The organism is Chitinophaga niastensis, from assembly GCF_003014755.1.
In the GTDB taxonomy this organism is placed as follows: Bacteria; Bacteroidota; Bacteroidia; order Chitinophagales; family Chitinophagaceae; genus Chitinophaga; species Chitinophaga niastensis.
Map to the genome: position 1 here is coordinate 24204 of NZ_PYAW01000012.1, position 20123 is coordinate 44326.

Genomic DNA, 20123 nt, shown 5'->3' on the forward strand with positions numbered 1-20123 from the left:
AATGGTTATAAAACCGACCCGCTTAATGATTATTAGTCGATAGTTATTAATTATTGTCCTCTTCCTTCTGCATCATGAGGTAAGCTTTCACGAAACCGTTCAGATCACCATCCATTACAGGTCCTACGTTACCCACTTCAAAATCAGTCCGGTGATCTTTGATCATTTTGTACGGATGGAATACGTACGACCTGATCTGTGATCCCCATTCGATCTTGCGTTTGTTGGCGTTGGCTGCATTTTTCAGTTCTTCCCGTTTGCGGATTTCTTCCTCATACAAGCGCGATTTCAACATGGTGAGCGCCTTTTCACGGTTCTCTCCCTGTGTACGTGCCTGCTGACATTCGATAATAATACCGGATGGCGTGTGTTTCAAACGTACGGCTGTTTCCACCTTGTTTACGTTCTGTCCGCCCTTACCACCTGAACGGTAAAATTCCCATACCAGGTCTGCAGGGTTCACTGCTATCTCAATTGTATTATCTACTAACGGATATACATATACGGAGGCGAATGAAGTATGTCTGCGTGCATTGGAATCAAAAGGTGATATGCGCACCAAACGGTGTACACCACTTTCTGCTTTGAGATGACCATAAGCAAAGTCGCCATCAAATTCCAGTGTCGCTTGTTTAATACCAGCACCATCACCATACTGTGTATCCAGTTCAGATACTTTCCAGCCTTGCTTTTCGCCATACATCCTGTACATACGCAGCAGCATTTCAGCCCAATCCTGGCTTTCTGTGCCGCCTGCACCTGAGTTGATTGTCAGCACTGCGGGCATTTCATCTTCCGGCTGGTTTAATGTAGATTTGAATTCCAGTTCATCCAATGCTACTACAGCAGCACTATATGCCTGTTCTACATCTTCCTCGGAAGCTTCTCCTTCTTTGAAAAAGTCGTTCAGTACACTACTATCATCAATAGCAGCATTTACATGATCGTAAAGGTCAACCCAATATTTGTTTACCTTAATTTCCTTCAGAATCGAAGTGGCTCTGGCATTATCATCCCAAAATCCGGGGGCCAGGCTTAGTTGTTTGTCGTTTTCTATTTTGGCTAATCGGTCAGGGACGTTAAAGAAAACCTCCCAGGACGTATAAACGGTCCCTCATAGCTTTAAGTTGCTCAGCTGTCATAGCTGGCAAATGTATGTAAAAATATAGATATCTGCTAATGCAATCAGCGGGAAAAAGTACCGGGCATTGTTACTGCCTTGTTACAATAACCCTTTTAGCATAATTTTTGCTGAACAAGCTGGTAACCATGTCAGTAACATTATAAAAAGTGTCTATTTATTATGGTCCGCCATGAAACCCTCCACTACAAGAACAGATCTGTCTTTAATGCACTCGCTTACATCATCATGATAGTGGCTAATGCACTGTCTTTTTTACTTCCTATCAATGGCAAAAAAACGAATGAGATCTCTGAAGAATACCCTCACCTCTTTGCTCCTGCCCGTATTACATTTTCTATCTGGACGATTATCTATCTTGCTTTGCTGGCATTTATTATTTACCAGTTATGGCTCGCTTTTTCCAATAAAGCACCTGGTATACTGGCCAACTTCATGCTGCGCATGAAAGACTGGTTTCTTATTTCATCTGTTGCCAATGCCTGCTGGCTTTTTGCCTGGCATTACGACCTGATACCGCTGAGTGTTGCTATTATGTTCATTTTGCTCTTATCACTACTGGCTATTCATATTAATTTTGGAATTGCCACTACACCTGCTACCCTTCCGGAGAAAATATTCATCAACTTTCCTTTTAGTCTTTATCTTGGCTGGATCAGTATTACCACCATCGCCAATATCGCCACACTCCTGGTATATGCCGGCTGGAAAGCCAGTATACACACACAGATCATCTACACTATTCTCATGGTAGGCATTAGTACCCTGCTGAGTGTTGGCATGATACTCCTGCGCAACAATATCACGTTTGCGCTTGTTAGTGTATGGGCTTTTTATGGTATCCTGATTAAAAGAAAAGCAGCGGATGTGCTGGAGGAGAATGCTATTATACACTCCTGCATTATTGCTATTGGTGTTATTGCCGTAACAATTTCCTGGCAATTATACAGGAAACAGAAATCATAAATTCTAAAAGATTATTTTTGGCGGGCATTTAATATATACACGACTATGTTTCCATCTACTAATCCTACCACTACTAAATCGTGGCAGTCATTGCAAAAACACGCCGAAGAAATGAAAAAGGTACACATGCGTGCCTTGTTTATGGAAAATAAAGAACGTTTCGGCGAGTTCTCCCTGCAATTTGAAGACATCCTCTTCGACTATTCCAAGAACATTATTACAGCAGATACGCTCAACCTGTTATTGAGCCTGGCAGCCGAATGCGGCGTACCGGATGCTATCAAGGCAATGTTCAGTGCTGAAAAGATCAATGTAACGGAGAACCGTGCGGTGCTGCATACTGCTTTACGCAATACTTCCAATAAACCTGTAATGCTCGATGGCCGTGATGTGATGCCCGATGTAAAAGCGGTGCTCAACAAAATGGATCATATCTGTAATCAGATACATTCCGGAGAATGGAAAGGTTATACGGGCAAGCCTATACGTTATATTGTAAACATCGGCATTGGCGGCTCAGACCTTGGCCCTGTAATGGTTACAGAAGCATTGAAACCTTACTGGAAACCCAACATACAAACTTATTTTGTTTCCAATGTAGATGGCACCCACATTGCAGAAACACTGAAAAAAATAACGCCGGACGAAACACTGTTCCTCATTGCTTCCAAAACCTTTACTACCCAGGAAACCATGACCAACGCGCATACTGCCCGTAACTGGTTCCTGGAACATGCTAAAGAAGAGCAATTTGTAGCTAAACATTTTGCGGCATTATCTACCAACGAAAAAGCAGTAACTGCTTTTGGTATTGATCCCAAAAACATGTTTGAATTCTGGGATTGGGTAGGTGGCCGTTACTCTTTATGGTCTGCTATCGGCTTATCTATTGCGCTCACCATTGGCTACGACAACTTTACAGCATTGCTGGATGGTGCGCATGCAGCAGATAACCACTTCTCCAATACACCACTGGAAAAAAACATTCCGGCAACGATGGCATTGATTGGCCTGTGGTATGGCAACTTCTTTGGCAGTGCCACTGAAGCCATTCTTCCTTACGATCAATACATGCATCGTTTTGCAGCTTACTTCCAGCAAGGTAATATGGAAAGCAATGGTAAATCTGCTGATCGTACAGGCAAGCCCGTTAGTTACGAAACCGGTCCTATTGTATGGGGAGAACCTGGTACCAACGGCCAGCACGCATTCTATCAGCTGATCCATCAGGGTACCCGCCTGATCCCCTGCGATTTTATTGCACCGGCTATCAGTCATAATCCTATTGGTGATCATCATGTAAAACTGCTGTCCAATTTCTTTGCACAAACAGAAGCATTGATGAACGGAAAAACCGAAGCAGAAGTACGTGCAGAGCTGGAAAAAGCCAATACACCCGCAACAGAAATAGCCAAAATATTACCATCTAAAGTATTCAGCGGCAACCGTCCTACCAACTCCTTCCTGTTGAAGAAAATAACGCCGCGTTCCCTGGGCTCACTGATAGCCCTATACGAACACAAGATATTTGTGCAGGGTGTTATCTGGAATATCTACAGCTTTGATCAATGGGGTGTAGAACTTGGTAAACAATTAGCCAGTAAAATATTGCCTGAGCTGGAGAATAATGAAGTAGTACTGAATCATGATGCCAGCACTAATGGACTGATTAATGCCTGGAAGAAAATGAAATAATTTTCTTTCCCAGGATTAGGCTGATTATACTGATTACCATGATTTTATTTTTTTGATTTTGAAACGATTTAAAAAGATTAGCGAAGATCAAAGCGAAGATTGTCTGAACCAGGATTTTTAGGATTGAATGGATTACCCTGATGGATGCCGAAGATTAAAGCGGAGATATTCTGGAATCTCTTCCGGATAAAACAACATAACACCCATCAGGGTAATCCATTCAATCCTAAAAATCCTGGTTCAGACAATCTTCGCTAATCTTTTTACATCTTTCAAAATCAAAAAAATAAAATCAGGGCAATCAGTATAATCAGCCTAATCCCGGGAAAGACAAACACAAAAAAACCCCCGGAAAAATCCGGGGGTTTATCAATTATTTTGAGTAAAAAATATTACCATTTGTCTACTTCATCAGAGCTATGTGCTGCCGGGGCGACTACCGACGCCTCAACAGGTACTGCTACTTCTACAGCTTCTACCGAAGTACTCACTTCAGATCCATCTGCTTCTGTTTCGTCCTGTTCTTCCTGCACATAATCATGGTTGTAGGCATCAAAATCAAAATCGGGCATCAATTCTGTTTTCACATAATTGATGGTTTCGGTTAGTGCATTCAGGAACTTGTTAAAGTCTTCCTTGTACAGGAATACTTTGTGCCTGTCATAACCGTTGTCATTAAAACGTTTCTTACTTTCAGTAATGGTTAGAAAGTAGTCGTTTCCCCGAGTGGTCTTTACATCAAAGAAGTACGTTCTTCTTTTGCCCGCTTTCAATCGTTTAGAAAAGATGCTATCATTGTTTCTTTCCTGTTGATTGTTGTTTTCGTACGCCACAGTTGATAGATTTAAGTGTTAACGAATCAAATCCTGTTACAATAAGGAACAAATATACTATTGTTTTACAAATATCAAAATATTTTTAAATGATTTTGAAAAATCATAAAAGCCGCGTGCAACGGGCTGCAGCAGGGCATATGCAAGAACATGATTGTTATTTAGTTACACTTTCGTCCTCACCGGATTGCTGTCGGGCGTATAGTTCAGAATAGTAGCCATTCAATGATAATAAATCATCATGCGTACCTTCTTCTACAATCTTTCCTTCGTCTAAAACAATGATCTTATCGAACGCAAACAGGGAAAATATACGATGTGTGATAATAATGGCCGTTTTATTTTTCAAATAGGCGTACAGGTTACCAATGATCTCTTTTTCGGTACGTGCATCTACGGCAGATAAACAATCATCAAAGATGAGGATATCCGGATTTTTGATGAGGGCACGTGCAATAGAGATACGTTGTTTCTGGCCACCACTGAGGGTAACACCCCGCTCTCCTATCTCTGTATCAAATCCTTCACTGAATCCGAGGATATCTTTTTCTACAGAAGCCTGTCTGGCAGCGGTTTGTACCATTTGTAAACTGGCAGACGGATCTCCAAAACGGATGTTATTGGCTACGCTGTCTGAGAAAAGGAACACATCCTGCGGTACATAACTGATTTGTCCACGGAGATTTGCCAGCTGCAGGTAGCGGATATCATGCCCGTCCAGCATCACTTTACCTTCCTGCGGGTCGTACATACGGATAAGCAGTTGTGCAAGCGTGCTCTTGCCGGAACCGGTTCTGCCTATAACGGCTACCTTTTGCCCGGGTGCTATATGCAGATTAAAGTTATTGATAGCGGTGATGCCGGTATGCGGATAGGTGAATGTTACGTTTTGTAAACGGATGCCACCCTGTATGTCTACTGTTTTAGCAGTGGGCTCATCCCTGATAGTTGGCTCAATCTGCAAAAATTCGTTTATACGTTGCTGTGAGGCCGCAGCGCGCTGGATCATAGAAGCCACCATGCCAATAGAAAAGAAGGGAAACATGAGCATGTTTACATAAATAACAAACTCCGCCAGGTTACCTACGGTAATATTTCCTGCTATTACCTGGATGCCCCCGATAAAGATGGTTAATATCACACTCAATCCGATCATCAGCGCCATGGTAGGTTGAAACAGGGCATCGGTTTTTGCCAGGCTGACAGAACTGATCTTATAAGCTTCGCTTGCTTCCTCAAAATGTTTTGCACTGGCATCTTCCTGTACATAAGATTTAATCACCCTGATACCGGAATAGGACTCCTGGGCAATAGAGGTAATGTTCGATAACTGCGCCTGTATCCGCTCACTTTTACGGTGAATGATCCTGTTTACAAAATAAATAGTGAGCGCCAGCAAGGGTAGCGGTGATAATGTATACAGTGTCAATAACGGATTTACCTGCAACATCAGGTATACAATCACCACAATGAGAAACAAAGTACGGGAAGCATACATAATAGCCGGTCCTACGTACATGCGTACACGTGATACGTCTTCCGTAATACGGCTCATCAGATCACCTGTGCGGTGCATTTTAAAAAAATTCAGGTCAAGTTGCTGGTAATGCTGATAAACTTCATTCTTCAGATCATACTCAATATGACGACTCATCACGATGAGCGTTTGTCTTTGTAAAAAAAGGAAGAAACCACTGAGCAAAGCAAAGAGCAGAATGCTCACGCCATAAAATGCCAGTACATGCGTAAAATCCGCGCGGAAAGCACCTTTCAGCGGGGTATCACTTAGCAGTCTGTACTCATCAATGTTGTGCGACAGCAGATCAAAGATCTGACGCACCATAATAGGCTGGAAAACGCTGAAGACAATAGAAATGGCGGTAAATAACAACCCAAGGATCAGTCGCCATTTATTTTTCAGGAAATATTTATTGAGCGCGAAAAGATGTTTCAACTGTAATCAATTTACAAACAAAAATAGGGTATTAATGCTTGTGAATTGATTACTGTTAAACAAACTATTTGGTAGTAAAGGAATTCAGGATTACCTCCAGTGCCGGACTATATTTGTCCAGTTCATTATGCAGCGTGGTTAACGTAATGCCGTAGGTAATATTATTTTTCACCAGGATCGTTACTTGTGCATTCAGCATTAATCCTGATTCCCGGTGTTTGTACTGGCATTTCATCCATTGTGCTTTTACATCAGTAACCATTCGTTCTCCGTCTCCCAGTTGCTGATAGTTGCTAAAGAAACTTTCCATTTCCTTCCGGGTACTTTCCATATATTTTTCCAGGGTAAATCCTTCCTTCAGCTGTTGGGTAACGATATTAACATTGGCCTGAAACGGGCTACCTTCCAGCTTTGGTGCCATCATGAAGGTGTATTCAATCCTGCTCATCACCGTATCTTTCTTCGTCCAGCCTTCGGGTGTTTTTATAGAGAAGGTGCCGTTACCGGCATTCATGCCCGGTGATTTTCCGGCCAGTTCCAGCATTTCATTTGTACTTAATTCCTTGGGGGATTTTTGATTATTACAGGCAGAGAAGAGTAACAAACAAACTACTGCAGAGATAAATTGTAATTTCATAGCACACACACATAAAAGGGAATATCCGCCCCGCAAGGTGTGGGGCGGATATAATATTAATAATTATAAACCTTTGAGTGCAGCGGCTATTCTGGATACTGCATCCGCAGTCGCTACATCTTCTTTCACAAATTGCTGACCGGTGATATTTTCAAACAGTTCAATATAACGCTCGCTTACGCTGTTAACAAACTCGTCTGTCATTGCTGGTACCTGTTGACCATCTTTACCCTGGAAACCGTTCGCCATCAACCATTCGCGTACAAACTCCTTGCTCAGTTGCTTTTGTTGTTTGCCTGCCTGCTGGTTTTCTTCATACCCTTCTGCATAAAAATAACGGGAAGAATCCGGTGTATGGATTTCATCAATTACGTAAATGGTATCACCAATTTTTCCGAATTCATATTTGGTATCTACCAGGATCAGGCCGCGTTTTGCTGCCATTTCCTTCCCTCTTTCAAATAAAGCAAGGGTATATTTTTCCAGTTGTTCGTAATCTTCTTTGCTCACAATGCCCTGTGCAATGATCTCTTCACGGGAGATATCTTCATCGTGACCCTCGTGTGCTTTGGTAGTAGGTGTAATGATGGGAGTAGGAAAGAAATCATTTTCTTTCATGTCTTCCGGCATAGTTACGCCGCACAGTACGCGTTCACCACTTTTGTAGGTTCTCCAGGCATGGCCGGTAAGGTTACCACGCACCACCATTTCCACCGCAAAAGTTTCGCATTTCAAGCCAATGGTTACGTTTGGCAGGGGAATAGATTTTACCCAGTTAGGTACAATATCCCTGGTAGCTTCCAGCATAATAGCTGCTACCTGATTCAACACCTGTCCCTTGTAAGGAATAGGACGCGGTAAAACTACGTCGAACGCGGAGATACGATCACTCACTACCATTACCATCAGTTTATCTTCGATGGTGTATACGTCGCGTACTTTCCCTTTGTAAAAAGCAGTTTGACCTGGCAATTTGATATTTGACTCTAACATGAATAAAAAAATATTAATAATTAAAGATTGAAATCACTGTTACGAGGTGCAAAAGTAACTATGATTAAGATGATTTTTTGCGATTGTGCAGATTTTTTTTTTGTTGAGAAGGCCTTCGGCCTTTGTCTTTACCCGAATTAGACTGATTGGAATGATTATGCTGATTTTTTGTTTTTACTTTTTTCCGGAGATGATTATGCCGGAGATAACAGCTGCTGGCGGTTACTGGCGTAAGGCCGCAACAAACTGATGATCACTTCATTTTCAGGGTACGGGGTGAGGTATTCCCGGAAATGCGCCACTTCTTCTGTAGGCACTTGTGCGGGGATATAGCCCATGCCATAAAAGCGGCCTCTCTCCATAAGGATACAGCTTTTTTCTCCGCTGTGGCGGCCCTTATCCACGATGATCACGGAAGGCTGCTGTTCCTGTAAAAATGCAATCGCCGCTTTTACCCGTGGGTTGTAGCTTTCAGCGCTTTCTGTTTTTTCACAGGCGCCTTTGCAGGTGGCTGCGGTGATACCAGCACAGGTACCATTCCCTTTTTGTAGAAAACACAATTTAGGACATAGCTCAAACTCCCTGATGAGTGCGCGTAACAACCGGTGCCCGTCAATCAGCAGATTGAAGCTGTGAACGGGATGTGTATGTTTTCTTCTTTTTTCGATGGCCAGCCGCAGGTAGCCTTGCTGGTCCTCAAACAGGTAGAAGCCGTAGCGGAATTCCACCCGCTTCTGCGAATAGTTATAAACAGGCCACAGGCGCTTGATCTCCACTGATTCCAGGATGCAGGCCATTAGCTCCGTAGCAGTTTCCTGGTAGGTGATGCTGTGAATGGTACGTAAAAAATTTTGTCGCTGCCGACTGGTACTGTTGCCTGTAAAGTGGCTATTGATACGCTTTTTGAGATCTTTGGCTTTGCCTACATATACTACTTTCCCTTTTTCATTATGAAAATAGTACACGCCTGGAATGTCCGGGAGGGTCTTTACCTGTTCCGGTGGCAGATTTGGTGGCAGGAACTGTTCCTTGGAACCGGCTTTCAGTGCTGCGGCGATCACCTTATCCTTATCATTTTCCAACATCAGGCTGAAAAGGCGTACAGTGGCTTCCGCATCGCCGGCAGCGCGGTGGCGGCCGTTGACAACAATATTATGATGCCTGCAAAAATTACCCAGGCTATAAGATTTTAATCCCGGGAAAATTTTGCGTCCTAACCTTACTGTACACAGCTTTTTAGATTGCAGGTCGTAACCCGCATTGCCCAGCTGGTGTTTGATAAACGAGTAATCAAAGTTCACATTATGCGCTACAAAGATCCTATCACGCAGCAGGTCATAGATCAGCGGAGCTACCGCCTCAAACGGCGGTGCATCTGCCACCATGCTGTTGCTAATGCCTGTTAAGGATTCTATGTAATAAGGAATGGGTATACCGGGGTTGACCAGGGTTTGGTAATGCCGGGTGATTTCTTTCCCATCATATAAAAAAATGGCAATTTCTGTAATGCCATTGGCGCCGGCATGGCCGCCTGTTGTTTCAATATCTACGATCGCATACATCCGTTACAAAGATAAGGCTTGTTGTTGCTTATTCAAACGTCTTAATGACAATAACGCCAATAGTACGTAAAAAGCCCATAATGCCAGCAAATGCAGCATGGATGGCACATTTTGCTGCAAGGTGGCGCCGGACTGCACAATGGACTGATAAATATGAAGGAACGGTGTGGTAGGCACCATAGACGACAACCACTGCATAGGCACCGGCAAAGATTCGTATGGCCACGCGTATCCGCTGACCAGGAAAATCGGGTAAGTAGAAAAAGCCAGGAGCTGAGCTGCCAGCAACTGACTGTTGAACAAACTCCCCAACCACACGCCCAGTGGTATCAGCGTAAAAAAGAACAGTATAAATGCAACGGCCACATCAAATACACGTCCCCGGAAAGGAATGTCCAGTGTTGCGTAATTCACCGTCATAAAGAAACAGGCATAACAGAAGAAAAGGATCATATAAAAAAGCCCCTTCCCCCATAAGGCGGTAGACAAACTCCCGCCGCCAGTGCGCACCAGTTCAGGAATATGGCGCCGTTGTTTATCCAATGCCACACTTCCTGCCAGGCCAAGGAGCATCGTTTGCTGCAGGATCAGCGCCAGCAGCCCCGGTAAAAGAAAAGCACCATAGCTGGACCTGGTATTATATAATGGCCGGTAGTCTAAATTCACCGGCTGGGTTTCCTGCATAGCCATGGCTGTGTTGAGGCCCTGCATTTCATTATATTTTAAACGTACCCCTGCTCCTACCGTCATCGCCAGTTTGGTGACGGCTCCCGCCAGTTCACTGGAAGGCAGGAATCGCGCTGCATTAACAGCCAATACGATATCTCCCTGTTGCAGCGCGAGCACTTTTTTCTGCACGCCATCGGGAATGTAGAGATATCCCTGGCAATCGCCGCGATACATTTTTTCCTGTGCGTCGGATAAGTTTACAGCACCCACCACATCTGCAATCTGCATTTTATTGAGTTGCTGCAAAAAAGCGCGCGACAACTCACTTTTATCATCATCTGCCACTGCCAGCTTTACTTTTTCTTCTACCTTATAACTATATAAACTACCATAGAAAAAAGCATATAACAAAGGCGCAATCAGGAGTGTGAGCAATAAACTGTGGTCATGCGCTACCATCTTAGCCTCCCGCAGGAACAAACGAATAATATGACGAAAGGAATCAAACATGCTGCAATCTGAGTTTATTCAATTTGCGCTGAAGGAACAGGATCGCCAGCGGAAAAGTGATAATAACAAAAAGTAATAGCTGCCCCATTTCCTTATACACATAACTTAACGGCAGCTGCATAAAATACACTTTAAAAAAGGCATCCAGGAAAGGTGTGCTGGGCATAATCCAGGCGTAGTATTGGTCGTACCACGGAATACCCCAGCGGGGAAAAGTGTATCCGCTGAATACGAAAGCCGGCGAAGTATAAAACAGGCCCAGATCACAGGCCACCATCACATCATCTACAATAGCAGATACCGTCATGCCTACGCTGATACAAGCCAGCATCAGCAAGGTAAATATGACGAACAATCCCCAGGAACCACCTATTTGTCCGGCGGCCATCAAAGGAAATAAAATAAAGGTGACCATGATATAGTTGATCCAGGCTATACTGAGATGCGCCAATGTTTTACCAATAAGAATATTGGAAGCCGAACCGTTGGCCAGGATATTTAATGCTCCTATGGTGCCTTTTTTTACTTCCATATTCAGCACCAGCACCGTTACCATGATCATCATCATTTGCAGGGCAACCGCTATCAGCCCCGGTACCAGGTATTGCTGATAACTATAGCGGGGATTATATAAAAAATAAGTACTCAATTTTATGGGCTGCACCAATGCCATGGCTTTTCCGGTGGGCATACCTGTTTTCACCAGTTTTTGCAGGATTACCCCGGAGCCAGCCGTGAGCAATACTTTGGCGGCATCTTTATAGATCAGTTTAGCCGTAACTACGGAGGCGGTATTTGTATACACCGTAATATAAACGGGTTGCCTGCTTTTGATATGATCATCCATGCGGGCAGGAAAATGGATAGCTGCAGCCACAGTACCATCCTGTATCATTTTCTCCAGCGCTGCTTCGTTGTTTACCTGTTGTGTAATGTTGATGCTTTCTGTTTCCTGCAGCATAAAAGTGAACTTCCGGGATAAAGGTGAATGCGCTTCATCCCAAATGGCCACTGGTTGGTCTTTCACAAATTGTCCGTTGTAAATGTATGCGTACAAAAAGCATAACAGTGGCGGCAATACCAGCATTACCAGGTAATGTTCCGGAAGCGAGAAAATGCGCTTCCATTCTCTTATCGTGATTTTAAAAATAGCGCGCAGCATCATGGCATTTTCATGGAAGCCGTCATACCCGGGCGAAGACCCTTTATGGCAGCTTGATTTACGGGTTTCAGATCAACAGTGAACGTACGCAGTTCAAATTTCCCCTGCTCCTTTACCGGCACCCAGTTGGCGAATGTAAGGGAAGGTGATACTTTGGATACTTCTGCTTCAAAGTCCTGCGGTTCACAGCCCGGTACACGCATCTGCATACGGGTACCCATAGGCAGGTGCTGCATTTCATCCTGCCGGATGTTAAAGGTTATATGATAGGTAGCAGGCTTCTGTACGGTCATCAACGGATAGCCGATGGCCACTATTTCGCCTTCTTCTATCACCATAGAAGTAATAATTCCATCTGATGGTGCATGGATGTAAGTATTGTCAGATAAAGCTTTGGTGAGTTCATATCCTTGTTCTGCCTGCCGCACGATGGCCGAAGCGGTGGTTATTAATTCAGGTCGACTCCCCTGCTGCAACATATCCATATTGAGTTTGGCCGTTTCCATTTCTTTTTTAGCCGCCTGCAGTTTAAAATATACCAGGTCTTTTTCCTGTCCGGATATCACCTCATCGTTGAAGAGGTTCTGCATGCGCTGATAGGTTTTCTGCATCAGCTCATACTGCTGCTGCGTGATGTTATAGAGGTTATCCGCCGCTTTGATAGCTTCCGGCCGGGCTCCTTTCTGCAATAGCGTTAGTTGCCCTTTGGCGGCGTCTATGGCTGCCTGTGCCTGATTTTTAATAGCGTTGATCTCTGTGGAACGGAGTATGCCTAACAGTTGTCCTTTCTTCACCGTATCTCCCTGGTGCACCAGCAAGCTATCCAGGCGGCCGGGGAATTCAGCTGCTACATCCACATAATCAGCATCTACCATCCCTATTAGCGAATTATCGGCAGCAGCTGGTTTCTTCACAAAGAAAATCAGTGCAATAATTAATACGGCAATGGGAATCAGTAGTGCCCAATAATTTTTAAATACAGCTCTCATGTAATATATCTGTTTACTGATGTATGTTTATCTGTCAACGTAAGTAGCAAATTGTTCCGGTGTGCCTACCACATTCCAGTATTCCGCCAATGCCAGGTAATAGCCCATTACGGCGGTGTAGTAGATCTTCTCCATTTCTTCTTCCTGCAGCAATGCATCATTTACATCCTTTACAGATGACAACTGGTTCTGCATACGATCCGTTATCAGTGTAGTGGTAGTATGTGCCTGTTGCCGTGCGCTATCGAGTGAAGCCACATCGTTTTGTAATGCTTTCATTTTATTCATGGCTACATGCAATTGCAATTCCAGCGATGTTTTGGTATTTGCAGCGGCCATTCTCGCTTCTTCCACCAGCATTTTACTGGCTTTGGTGCGTTTGTATTTCTGGAAGCCATCGAACAGGTTCCATTGCATTTCCACGCCTATCAGCCATGGTGGTATCGTTATAGGTAAATCTTTCTGATAAAGATTTAAATTACCGATAGCGAATATATTAGGAAGCGATAAAGAGCGCGAAGCCTTTACTGCTACATTGGCCAGCGCTGTTTTACTTTCAATGAGGCGATAGGTAGGATTGTTTTGGTAGAAATCCGTTTGTCCGGCTACATTCACCACCCTGTTTTCATATTGCAGTGTATCATTGATGAATACAGGTGTTTCGAGCGGTTGACCCAGGAGGTTGTTGAGTTCCAGCAGTGCGTTTTCTTTTTCCAATTCCAGGTTACTATACCGGTTAGTAGCCTGTATTAAGGCTACCCTGGCCCAGTTGAGCAGATAAGGTGGTAAGATCTGATTATCTTTCAGCGAAGTGGCGTAGTCGCGGTTCTTCTGAAAGGAAGATACAATCACTGCTTCGTGTGCCATGATAGTATTGAGATAGAGGATGCGCAGGTATTGTGCGCTGATGGCAAAGTATAATCCTTTTTCTACTACCTGTTGATTAAACTGTCCGGCTGTTACCTGTGTACGGGCCAGGTCCTGCGCCGCGCTTATTTTGCCACCCAGGTAAATAGGCTGTCTGAGGCCGAGGCCGGCCATAAAATAAGATTGTTTGGCAAGTGTGGGATTATAATTTGGGTACAGTGTATTCACGATGCCTTTGGTAGCATTATAAATCACATCCTGTACGTGTTGTGGCAGCGGTTGTCCGGTGATCTGCTGATACACTGTATTGGCAGTGTTTACACTTTGGGCGGAAGAACCATTTACTACCCCGTCTTTTACCTGTTGCAGATTTATTTCCAGGGGCTTGCCAAGATAGTTGTAGCCAGCCAGCAAATCTATTTTAGGGTAATAAGACCTGTTCTCCGCCTGTAGCGAATATTCCCTTGCCTGCAGCGAACGTGCTGCCTGTTGTACAAGTGTATTCCCATGTTTTGCGAGTTGGTAACATTCTTTTAAAGTCAGCTCTTTCCCGCCCTGCTGCGCCCGGGCATACATTGCCAGCAATAGCGGTATAAAAAACAAATAATATCTCATACGGTTTTCATTTCATCAGATGTGTTATGGCAATACACTAACACACAGTAACAATCTTTCATGCATAATGTTTGTAGTATTTAAAAAAAATTAAACATAATATGATAATAAAGTCTTTATAGTTAAATTCAGTAACTTTAAGTTAACCGTAAATAGTACATCATTATCACGCTTTTATCCATTTCAACCTGTCACATATCATCCGATATTTGCATTGAAATAGATTGAACAATCAGTATTTAAATTTGTTTAAAATATAAGCCGGGAGCGACTTTCACGGTAATTCAATTTACAGGCTCATTACAAAAACTACTTTCACTTATGGCAAAACAACAATGGATGGCAGATGCTGCCCACAGCGAACTCGGATTCAAGATCCGTCATCTGATGATCACCAACATTAACGGTAAGTTTAACGGTTTTACCGTGGATGCAGATACAGACGAGGAAGATTTTATGACGGCCAAAGTGAAGGCGTCTGTTGATGTAGACACTATTTCTACCGGCAATGATGACAGAGATAAACATCTCCGCTCACCAGATTTTTTTGATGTAAATAAATACCGTTACATCACTTTCGTAACCACTAAATATGAAAATGTGGACAATGACGGATCTTATGCATTGTATGGCGATCTGACCATTCGTGATGTGACCAAAAACATCAAACTGGATGTAGAGTTCGGCGGTGTGGTAAAAGACCCCTGGGGCAATACTAAAGCAGGTTTCACCATTAATGGAAAAATAAACCGTAAAGATTTTGGTCTTAACTGGAACGCTGTAACAGAAGCCGGTGGCATTATGGTGAGCGATGAGGTAAAGATAAATTGTGAAGTACAATTGATTAAGAAGTAGAACTGTGATTATTATGATGATTATGATGATCCTGATAAGCGAAGAACGTTGTGGATATTGTCTGAACCAGGATTTTTAGGATTGAATGGATTACCCTGATGGGTGTTATGTTGTTTTAATTATCAGAGAAATACGCGAAAATCTCTCATTTGATCTTCGGCATCCATCAGGGTAATCCATTCAATCCTAAAAATCCTGGTTCAGACAATATCTGCTAAAATCTTCGCTCATCAGGATCATCATAATAATCATAATAATCACAGTCAAAAAAAGGACCCATGAACCAAATCACTGGCCTGCACCACATTACAGCAATATCAGGCAATGCTAAAAAGAACTTTGATTTTTATACCCGGGTGATGGGACTTCGTTTTGTGAAGAAAACGGTCAACTTTGATGACCCGCACACCTATCATTTTTATTACGGAGATGAAACAGGCACTCCCGGTACCATCCTTACCTTTTTCCCCTGGGAAGATGTTACGGCTGGTCGCAGGGGCACACATATGGCCACAGAAGTAGGTTATTCCATTCCCGAAGGTAGTATTGACTTCTGGCTGAAACGCTTCGAAAAAGAGAATATTATTTACAACAAACCTTCTTCCAAATTCGGAGAAGTATACCTGACCTTTATTGATCCGGACGGATTAAAAGTAGAGCTTACCGTACCGGATAAACCGGATGCACGCAAACCCTGGGTAACCAACGATGTGCAGGAAGAACACGCCACACGCGGCTTTCACCATGTAACGCTGACGCTGGAAGATGTGCAGCCTACAGCAGATCTGCTGGTGTCTGTATTCGGTTATCATCTCGAAAAACATCATTCCAACAGGTACCGGTTTGCCAGTCCGGCTGGTGAAACAGCCAACTACATCGATCTTGTAGAGGCCAAAGGAGAACCCCGCGGGCATGTGGCTGGTGGCAGCGTACACCATATTGCGTTCCGCATGAAAGATGACGATATGCAAATGCATTTCCGTCAGCTACTGGAAGACCGTGGCCTGAATGCCACCCCACAGCTGGATCGCAAATACTTCCGCTCTGTTTACTTCAGAGAACCCGGCGGCGTTTTATTTGAATTAGCTACCGATATACCTGGTTTCACCGTAGATGAGCCGGCAGCGGAGCTGGGCACGCACCTGATGTTACCGGAACAATATGAACCACAAAGAGCAGAGATTGAGCAAAAACTGATTAAACTGGTTTAAGATGGATTTTTCACCGATGAAATATGTATATCAACCCGCAGGTAACGCAAGCGCCTATACGCTTTTGTTACTGCATGGCACCGGCGGTGATGAGCAAGACTTATTACCGCTGGCAGCAGAGATGGGCACGGGTTTCAATGTATTGAGCTTACGCGGAAATGTAGAAGAACATGGCATGCCAAGATTTTTCCGTCGTTTAGGCATGGGCATATTTGATGAAAAAGATGTGCATTTCAGGACACATGAAATGGTACACTTCCTGAAAAACCTGGCCATTACAGCAAATTTCGACAGCAACAAACTGATTGCGTTAGGGTATTCCAACGGCGCCAACATTGCCGGCGCAACATTGATATTATATCCCGAGCTGTTGGCAGGCGCTATTTTATTTCGGCCTATGCAGCCACTAAGCGGACTGGAAGACAGCTTTGAAACACAGCGGCAACAACCTGTATTCATGAGCTCCGGCACACAGGACAGTACCGTAGATCCGGCTGCCACCGCAGCTTACGCCATGTTATTAAAAGCAAATGGCTTTAAAGTAAATCACCACGAAATAAATACAGGTCACAATCTGGCGCAACAAGACATTACCTTAGCTGCCAAATGGATGAAAGATAATTTTCAGTAAAAACATAACATGGATCAGGAAGTTAAAGTTAGTATTGCAGGTATCCCCTACCAGGTATCTATTGAAGCCCGTGACCATCGCTGGTTAGCAGATGAACCCAACGACGTTGGTGGCGAAGACACAGGTCCTCAGCCCGGCGAAATATTATTGAGCAGCCTGGGTGCCTGCACCGCTATCACCTTAAAAATGTATGCTGCCCGGAAAAAGTGGCCGCTGGAAGATGTACAAATTGAATTACGCTACAACAGTGAGGCTAAGCCGGATGCCAATACTACCGTAATCGAAAGTGACATCCATTTAGTTGGTAACCTGAGTGAAGAACAACGGGCAAGATTGATGCAGATTGCCCGCAACTGCCCTGTTCACAAGATTTTGAGCAATCCTATCAGTCTGGTTAATAAAGCCGTTTAATATGAAAGACATCACTAAACATTATACTAACGGAGAGGTGACCATTGTGTGGAAACCCAATGTGTGCATACATTCTGAGAGATGTTTCCACGGGCTTCCAATGGTATTCAATCCCAACCAGAAGCCCTGGATCAATGCTGAAGGCGCCACTACCGCACAAATTATAGCACAGATAAAACAATGCCCTTCCGGTGCATTGAGCTATTTCATGAATAGTGACGGACCCGCTGAGGATAACGATACTACTCAAACAAAGACCGATTCACCGACACCTCCTAACCACCATCATATGGAACTGACTATTAACAATAACACTACTAAACATCAGTTTGAAACCGTAGTAGATGGCCATACAGCGCTCATAGCGTATAGCCTTTTTCACGGCGGCATTACTTTCATACATACAGAGGTACCCGAAGAGCTGGAAGGCCGTGGAATTGCGGGGCAGATGGCTAAATATGTGCTTGAATACGCAAGGGAAAACCACCTGAAAGTAAAACCACTGTGCCCTTACGTGAACGCCTATATGAAAAGACATCCGGAGTATAATGATTTGTTATAATGGTATTGATGTAGAAAGGTTTCAATTATTCCTATCTTGCCATATATCATAATTCTCTTACTATGTACATATTAAAATTCGTGCAACAGCCATGGCATTGGTCAGTGGCGGGTTTGTTGATTGGTCTTACGGTGCCTTTGTTACTTATTTTAGGTAATAAAGCTTTCGGGATCTCCTCTTCATTGCGACATATATGTGCCGCCTGTTTCCCGGCCAATATCTCTTTCTTTAAATACGACTGGAAAAAAGAATCCTGGAACCTGTTTTTTGCTGCGGGTATAATATTAGGCGGCTTCATAGCAGGTCATTTTCTGCAGGACGGCAACAATGTGCAGGTAGCTGCTGCTACACAGGCGCGACTGGCAACATATGGTGTACATGATTATACTGCACTACTCCCTTCGGAGATATTCAGCTGGTCTAATTTATTTACCTGGAAAGGATTGATATTTTTTGTTATTGGTGGGTTGATGGTAGGCTTTGGAACCCGCTATGCAGGCGGTTGTACATCAGGTCATGCTATTATGGGTTTATCCAATTTACAGTGGCCCTCGTTGGTAGCCACCATTTGTTTTATGGCAGGCGGTTTTTTCAGCGCCAATGTATTGATCCCTTATCTGTTTAAATGGTTTAATTGAGATGAAAAATATAAAATACTTAATAGCAGGTGTTTTCTTTGGTATTGTGCTGGTAAAATCCCAGGTGATCAGTTGGTTCAGGATACAGGAAATGTTTCAGCTGACGTCTTTTCATATGTATGGCGTTATCGGCACCGCAGTGGTGACGGGCATTATCTCCATACAACTGATCAAACGTTTTAACATTAAAACAATGGCTGGTGAGCCTATTGCCATAGCACCAAAAACTTTTAACAAAGGGCAGATCTTTGGCGGCATTATCTTTGGCCTGGGATGGGCCATCACCGGGGCTTGTCCCGGTCCGTTGTTTGCGCAGATAGGCAGCGGGTTTACAATAGTAGCGGTTACCTTATTGAGTGCCATTGCAGGTACCTGGCTGTATGGAGCGTTGCAAAGTAAACTACCACATTAAAAGAAAAGCTTCCAGGTTTGCCGCCTGGAAGCTTTTCTTTATTCGACATTCACGGATAATCTATTACACTATTTTTCCATCGCTTCCTGAATTGCCTTTGCAGAATCCTGGTGTGCCTTCAGTGTAGGTAATGTATTCCTCGCCCATGTCTTCAAGCTTTCATCACCTACATTATCGGATGCTTTTTCGAACACTTTTACATCTTTGTAATGATCATCTATCATCATATTGATATAGGCTTTATCGAAATCCTTTCCACTTTTCTTACCTAATGCATCCATATGTTTTTTCTCTTCGGTAGACAACTCTGCCGGCAGGGTTATATTTTCTTTTGCAGCCAATGCTTTCAGCTCATCTTCTGCTTTTGAATGATCATTTACCATCATAGTTGCGAATGCTTTAACACGCGGATGCTGGGCTTTTTCCTGTGCTAATTTGCCCATTTGTACTTCCATCATATTACCATTAGCTGCATCCACCGCAAATTGAGATGACTTTTGGTCTACAGGTTTTACGATTTCATTCATGCTTTGCGCACTATCCATCGGCTTTTGCGATTGGGGATTCGGATTATTCCCGCAGGATTGCAGCATCCACACTGCCAGACACGTTGTTGATAAAAGAACTAACTTCTTCATTGCAATTTGTTTTGGATTTGTAATAGGGTTGTATGTTTCTGGAGATAACTTTGCAAAAACGATACCATGGAAACAACAAACCATTCAAAATGCGCTACAGCAAAGGATTTACAAGCAGCAGGAATGTTTTTGGGAAGAAAAAGGGTTGTAGATTGTTTTCCCCGGATCGGGC

The 20123-nt window shown here is 43.5% G+C and carries 20 protein-coding genes; 9 read left to right on the forward strand and 11 right to left on the reverse strand.

The window, feature by feature from the left end:
- Nucleotides 1–46: 46 nt before the first annotated feature.
- Nucleotides 47–1142, reverse strand: a protein-coding gene (gene prfB, locus CLV51_RS28190; RefSeq protein WP_106531465.1) for a peptide chain release factor 2 whose coding sequence is annotated in 2 segments (ribosomal slippage) — nt 47–1081 and nt 1083–1142 — 1095 coding nt in all. Because the reading frame shifts where the segments join, the coding sequence is not laid out codon by codon here.
- Between the two features lie 161 nt (nt 1143–1303).
- Between prfB and CLV51_RS28195 the strand changes: the two genes are divergently transcribed.
- A complete protein-coding gene (locus CLV51_RS28195) occupies nt 1304–2107 on the forward strand; it encodes a lantibiotic ABC transporter permease (RefSeq protein WP_106531466.1) in 804 nt (267 codons plus the stop codon).
- Nucleotides 2108–2152: 45 nt separating this feature from the next.
- Nucleotides 2153–3802 carry a glucose-6-phosphate isomerase gene (gene pgi / locus CLV51_RS28200; RefSeq protein ID WP_106531467.1) on the forward strand — a complete coding sequence of 550 codons (1650 nt, stop codon included), beginning with the start codon at nt 2153–2155 and terminating at the stop codon, nt 3800–3802.
- Between the two features lie 392 nt (nt 3803–4194).
- Here the strand turns inward: pgi and CLV51_RS28205 are convergent, their stop codons facing one another.
- From CLV51_RS28205 to CLV51_RS28245, 9 genes are all read right to left on the reverse strand, one after another.
- Nucleotides 4195–4635 carry a DUF3276 family protein gene (locus CLV51_RS28205; protein WP_106531468.1) on the reverse strand — a complete coding sequence of 147 codons (441 nt, stop codon included), beginning with the start codon at nt 4633–4635 and terminating at the stop codon, nt 4195–4197.
- Nucleotides 4636–4792: 157 nt separating this feature from the next.
- Nucleotides 4793–6589 carry an ABC transporter ATP-binding protein gene (locus CLV51_RS28210; RefSeq protein ID WP_106531469.1) on the reverse strand — a complete coding sequence of 599 codons (1797 nt, stop codon included), beginning with the start codon at nt 6587–6589 and terminating at the stop codon, nt 4793–4795.
- Between the two features lie 64 nt (nt 6590–6653).
- Nucleotides 6654–7226 carry a DcrB-related protein gene (locus CLV51_RS28215; RefSeq protein WP_106531470.1) on the reverse strand — a complete coding sequence of 191 codons (573 nt, stop codon included), beginning with the start codon at nt 7224–7226 and terminating at the stop codon, nt 6654–6656.
- Nucleotides 7227–7289: 63 nt separating this feature from the next.
- Nucleotides 7290–8219: a phosphoribosylaminoimidazolesuccinocarboxamide synthase gene (locus CLV51_RS28220; RefSeq protein ID WP_106531471.1), complete on the reverse strand. Its 930-nt coding sequence runs from the start codon at nt 8217–8219 to the stop codon at nt 7290–7292.
- Between the two features lie 194 nt (nt 8220–8413).
- On the reverse strand, nt 8414–9781 hold the full coding sequence (locus CLV51_RS28225) for an exonuclease domain-containing protein (RefSeq protein WP_106531472.1): 1368 nt from the start codon (nt 9779–9781) through the stop codon (nt 8414–8416).
- Between the two features lie 3 nt (nt 9782–9784).
- Nucleotides 9785–10960 (reverse strand): ABC transporter permease, encoded by a 1176-nt coding sequence (locus CLV51_RS28230; RefSeq protein ID WP_106531473.1) that lies wholly within the window; start codon nt 10958–10960, stop codon nt 9785–9787.
- A complete protein-coding gene (locus CLV51_RS28235) occupies nt 10953–12125 on the reverse strand; it encodes an ABC transporter permease (protein ID WP_211302147.1) in 1173 nt (390 codons plus the stop codon). Before CLV51_RS28235 ends, CLV51_RS28230 begins: the two co-directional genes overlap by 8 nt.
- The gene (locus tag CLV51_RS28240) at nt 12122–13111 is read right to left on the reverse strand and encodes an HlyD family secretion protein (RefSeq protein ID WP_106531475.1); all 990 of its coding nucleotides are present in this window, start codon (nt 13109–13111) and stop codon (nt 12122–12124) included. The genes CLV51_RS28235 and CLV51_RS28240 overlap by 4 nt, the downstream gene beginning before the upstream one ends.
- A gap of 27 nt (nt 13112–13138) precedes the next feature.
- Entirely contained in the window at nt 13139–14593 is a 1455-nt protein-coding gene (locus CLV51_RS28245; RefSeq protein WP_211302148.1) for a TolC family protein, read from the reverse strand.
- Nucleotides 14594–14914: 321 nt separating this feature from the next.
- On the opposite strand from CLV51_RS28245, the gene CLV51_RS28250 reads away from it, so the two are divergent.
- From CLV51_RS28250 to CLV51_RS28285, 7 genes are all read left to right on the forward strand, one after another.
- The gene (locus CLV51_RS28250) at nt 14915–15448 is read left to right on the forward strand and encodes a YceI family protein (RefSeq protein WP_106531476.1); all 534 of its coding nucleotides are present in this window, start codon (nt 14915–14917) and stop codon (nt 15446–15448) included.
- Between the two features lie 278 nt (nt 15449–15726).
- Entirely contained in the window at nt 15727–16659 is a 933-nt protein-coding gene (locus tag CLV51_RS28255) for a ring-cleaving dioxygenase (protein WP_106531477.1), read from the forward strand.
- A gap of 1 nt (nt 16660) precedes the next feature.
- Entirely contained in the window at nt 16661–17290 is a 630-nt protein-coding gene (locus CLV51_RS28260) for an alpha/beta hydrolase (RefSeq protein WP_106531478.1), read from the forward strand.
- Between the two features lie 9 nt (nt 17291–17299).
- Nucleotides 17300–17701 carry an OsmC family protein gene (locus tag CLV51_RS28265; RefSeq protein WP_106531479.1) on the forward strand — a complete coding sequence of 134 codons (402 nt, stop codon included), beginning with the start codon at nt 17300–17302 and terminating at the stop codon, nt 17699–17701.
- A 1-nt stretch (nt 17702) separates the two neighbouring features.
- Nucleotides 17703–18263: an N-acetyltransferase gene (locus CLV51_RS29500; RefSeq protein WP_211302149.1), complete on the forward strand. Its 561-nt coding sequence runs from the start codon at nt 17703–17705 to the stop codon at nt 18261–18263.
- 62 nt (nt 18264–18325) lie between these two features.
- A complete protein-coding gene (locus CLV51_RS28280) occupies nt 18326–18901 on the forward strand; it encodes a YeeE/YedE family protein (protein ID WP_211302150.1) in 576 nt (191 codons plus the stop codon).
- A 1-nt stretch (nt 18902) separates the two neighbouring features.
- Complete coding sequence (locus CLV51_RS28285; protein ID WP_106531480.1) at nt 18903–19313, forward strand: DUF6691 family protein; 411 nt, start codon at nt 18903–18905, stop codon at nt 19311–19313.
- A 68-nt stretch (nt 19314–19381) separates the two neighbouring features.
- On the opposite strand, the gene CLV51_RS28290 is transcribed toward CLV51_RS28285, so the two are convergent.
- On the reverse strand, nt 19382–19951 hold the full coding sequence (locus tag CLV51_RS28290; protein ID WP_158267181.1) for a DUF4142 domain-containing protein: 570 nt from the start codon (nt 19949–19951) through the stop codon (nt 19382–19384).
- Nucleotides 19952–20123: the final 172 nt, after the last annotated feature.

What these genes read in the sequence shown, in the direction of transcription:
- CLV51_RS28260 (WP_106531478.1), top strand. Translation starts at nt 16,661, where the DNA reads ATGGATTTTTCACCGATGAAATATGTATATCAACCCGCAGGTAACGCA.
- CLV51_RS28265 (WP_106531479.1), top strand. Translation starts at nt 17,300, where the DNA reads ATGGATCAGGAAGTTAAAGTTAGTATTGCAGGTATCCCCTACCAGGTA.
- CLV51_RS28215 (WP_106531470.1), bottom strand. Translation starts at nt 7,226, where the DNA reads ATGAAATTACAATTTATCTCTGCAGTAGTTTGTTTGTTACTCTTCTCT.
- CLV51_RS28285 (WP_106531480.1), top strand. Translation starts at nt 18,903, where the DNA reads ATGAAAAATATAAAATACTTAATAGCAGGTGTTTTCTTTGGTATTGTG.
- CLV51_RS28245 (WP_211302148.1), bottom strand. Translation starts at nt 14,593, where the DNA reads ATGAGATATTATTTGTTTTTTATACCGCTATTGCTGGCAATGTATGCC.
- CLV51_RS28225 (WP_106531472.1), bottom strand. Translation starts at nt 9,781, where the DNA reads ATGTATGCGATCGTAGATATTGAAACAACAGGCGGCCATGCCGGCGCC.
- CLV51_RS28230 (WP_106531473.1), bottom strand. Translation starts at nt 10,960, where the DNA reads ATGTTTGATTCCTTTCGTCATATTATTCGTTTGTTCCTGCGGGAGGCT.
- CLV51_RS28290 (WP_158267181.1), bottom strand. Translation starts at nt 19,951, where the DNA reads ATGAAGAAGTTAGTTCTTTTATCAACAACGTGTCTGGCAGTGTGGATG.
- CLV51_RS28235 (WP_211302147.1), bottom strand. Translation starts at nt 12,125, where the DNA reads ATGATGCTGCGCGCTATTTTTAAAATCACGATAAGAGAATGGAAGCGC.
- pgi (WP_106531467.1), top strand. Translation starts at nt 2,153, where the DNA reads ATGTTTCCATCTACTAATCCTACCACTACTAAATCGTGGCAGTCATTG.
- CLV51_RS28195 (WP_106531466.1), top strand. Translation starts at nt 1,304, where the DNA reads ATGGTCCGCCATGAAACCCTCCACTACAAGAACAGATCTGTCTTTAAT.
- CLV51_RS28255 (WP_106531477.1), top strand. Translation starts at nt 15,727, where the DNA reads ATGAACCAAATCACTGGCCTGCACCACATTACAGCAATATCAGGCAAT.
- CLV51_RS28240 (WP_106531475.1), bottom strand. Translation starts at nt 13,111, where the DNA reads ATGAGAGCTGTATTTAAAAATTATTGGGCACTACTGATTCCCATTGCC.
- CLV51_RS28280 (WP_211302150.1), top strand. Translation starts at nt 18,326, where the DNA reads ATGTACATATTAAAATTCGTGCAACAGCCATGGCATTGGTCAGTGGCG.
- CLV51_RS28220 (WP_106531471.1), bottom strand. Translation starts at nt 8,219, where the DNA reads ATGTTAGAGTCAAATATCAAATTGCCAGGTCAAACTGCTTTTTACAAA.
- CLV51_RS28250 (WP_106531476.1), top strand. Translation starts at nt 14,915, where the DNA reads ATGGCAAAACAACAATGGATGGCAGATGCTGCCCACAGCGAACTCGGA.
- CLV51_RS29500 (WP_211302149.1), top strand. Translation starts at nt 17,703, where the DNA reads ATGAAAGACATCACTAAACATTATACTAACGGAGAGGTGACCATTGTG.